Below are 2,591 nucleotides of genomic sequence, written 5' to 3'. Positions count from 1 at the left end.
TAACAGAAACACGGATTTGTTTATGAATAGGAATGAACTGGCAAATAAGATACGCGGAATAGATGGTCTGACAAACGACGAGAAATCGGCATTGATAGAATTGCTCCGCAAGCAAAAGAAATATGGCCTGGTATGGGAAGACAAACCCGAAGATGTGGAAGAACGGCTTCGCGAAGAACTGCCTGTGCTGATTGAAGACGCCGGCAAGGCTATCGTCAGCGAGGATGCCGATGCGCCCAACCATATCCTTATTGAGGGGGACAACTTAGAAGCCCTGACTGCCCTTGCTTATACGCACGAGGGAAAAATTGATGTCATCTACATTGATCCGCCGTATAATACAGGCAACAAGGATTTTGTCTATAATGACCAGTTTGTGGACAAGGAGGACAGCTACCGCCATTCCAAATGGCTGTCGTTTATGTCCCGCCGTCTGCGCATCGCCAAACGGCTGCTGTCGGACAAGGGCGTTATCTTTATTTCCATTGATGATAATGAACAGGCGCAGTTGAAATTGTTGTGTGATGAGGTATTTAATCAAAATAATTATGTCGGTGAATTTGCGTGGCAAAAGAGAAAAGGAGGAGGAAACGACTCGGCATACATAGCGATAGACCATGAATATGTTTTAGTTTATGCAAACTCTATATTTTCATTAGATGAAAAATGGAGAATACCTTATGAAGCTGAATATCTAAAAAGATACAATAAAGAAGATGCTAATGGTAGATTCTATTACGACACCTTATCCCGTCCCGGATTAAATAATCCAATAATATATGATGTTGTCTGTCCAGATGGCTCCATTATAAAAAAAGGAACATGGCAAATATCCGAAGAGACGTTTAAAGTTGAACTTGCAAAAGGGAATGTGGATTTTATCAAGAATAAGCAAGGAGGATATACTGTTGTCCATAAAGTCCGTATTCCTGAAAGAGGACGAGTAATACGTTCAATAATTAGTGACGTTTCTAATAAAGATGCAGCAGATGAAATGTTTGATATATTTGGGAATAAAAAGATTTTTTCTAACCCTAAGCCCAAAGATTTAATTTATAAACTCATTCTACTGAGTTCTAAAACAAATTCCACCATTCTTGACTTCTTTGCCGGCAGCGGTACAACCCTCCACGCTACGATGCAACTGAATGCCGAAGACGGCGGGCACAGGAAGTGCATCCTCGTGACCAACAACGAGAACAATATCTGCGAGGAAGTGACCTACGAGCGCAACAAACGGGTGATACAAGGCTACACCACCCCCAAGGGCGAAGAAGTGCCGGGACTGACAGGCAACACGTTGCGTTACTATAAGACAGACTTCATTTCGCGCGACCGTACGCCTCGGAATATGCGCGCATTGGTCGCCGCCTCTACCGACTTGCTTTGCATAAAGAACGATATTTACAAAGAAGCCAAACTTGCCGGACGGGATATCAACCCGAAGATAGCCCGCTACTTTGCAGAAGGCGACAGGAGCATGCTTGTTATCTACGACGAGCGGGCCATATCTGCCATCGTGGAAATCCTCGAGACAGTAGAGCCGGGCAAAGAGAAAATCATGGTGTATGTGTTCTCAGCGGGCAGCTATGCCTATGATGACGAGTTTGAGGAAGTGGCGGACAAGGTACAGCTTTGCGCCTTGCCGGATGCCATCTATCAGGCATATCAAAAAGTCTTGCCAAAACGCCGACCGAAGTTCCTGCCTGAAGCAATGGAAGAAAACGAGCGTAGCAATAGTCCTGAGAATGGGATGCTTAACTTTACAGACGAGGAGGCAGAGGTATGAGCGAGGAAATGAATAAAGGGAGTATCATCCTTTATCAGACACCGGACGGGCAGTCGAAGATAGAAGTCACGTTGTCGAATGACACCGTGTGGCTCACTGCCGACCAAATGGCGGAACTGTTCCAACGCAACAAATCCACCATTTCAAGGCACATAAGGAACATATTTGAAGAAGCAGATTCAACTGTTGCATTTTTTGCAACAGTTCAAAATGAAGGTAAGCGCAAGGTAGAAAGAAATATAGCTTTCTACAATCTCGACATGATAATCAGTATAGGTTATCGTGTCAATTCCCACCGGGGCGTACAGTTCCGCATCTGGGCGACACAAGTGCTGCGCGAATACCTGATAAAAGGATTTGCGATGAACGACGAGCTGTTGAAGCGTGCCGGAGGCGGCAATTACTTTGACGAATTGCTTGCCCGCATTCGTGATATACGCTCTTCGGAAAAAGTATTTTACCGTAAGGTATTGGAAATCTATGCGCTCAGTATCGACTATGACCCGCGGGCAGAAGCGACACAACAGTTCTTCAAGACCGTGCAAAACAAGATGCACTTCTCGGCTCACGGGCATACGGCTGCAGAAATAATCTATGAACGTGCCGATGCACAGAAAGATTTTATGGGCCTGACATCATGGACAGGCGCCTTACCCAAACGCACAGACGCAGAAGTGGCGAAGAACTATCTTTCAGCGGATGAACTGGATACGCTGAACCGCATTGTCAGCCTGTATCTTGACTTTGCGGAATTACAGGCAAAATCGCACCAGCCCATGTATATGAAAGACTGGATTCAAAA

The 2,591-nt window shown here is 45.2% G+C and carries 2 protein-coding genes; both read left to right on the top strand.

The window, feature by feature from the left end:
* A partial coding sequence (locus Q1Y74_RS13965) for a site-specific DNA-methyltransferase (RefSeq protein WP_366914116.1) occupies positions 1 to 1,789 on the top strand: 1,789 nt, incomplete at its 5' end.
* Positions 1,786 to 2,591, top strand: an 806-nt coding sequence (locus Q1Y74_RS13960; protein WP_300814898.1) for a virulence RhuM family protein, incomplete at its 3' end; no start/stop codon positions are given. The genes Q1Y74_RS13965 and Q1Y74_RS13960, both read left to right, overlap by 4 nt.

The sequence above is a fragment of the uncultured Bacteroides sp. genome (assembly GCF_949298305.1).
GTDB lineage: Bacteria > Bacteroidota > Bacteroidia > Bacteroidales > Bacteroidaceae > Bacteroides.
This window is presented reverse-complemented; position numbering and strand designations above follow the sequence as displayed.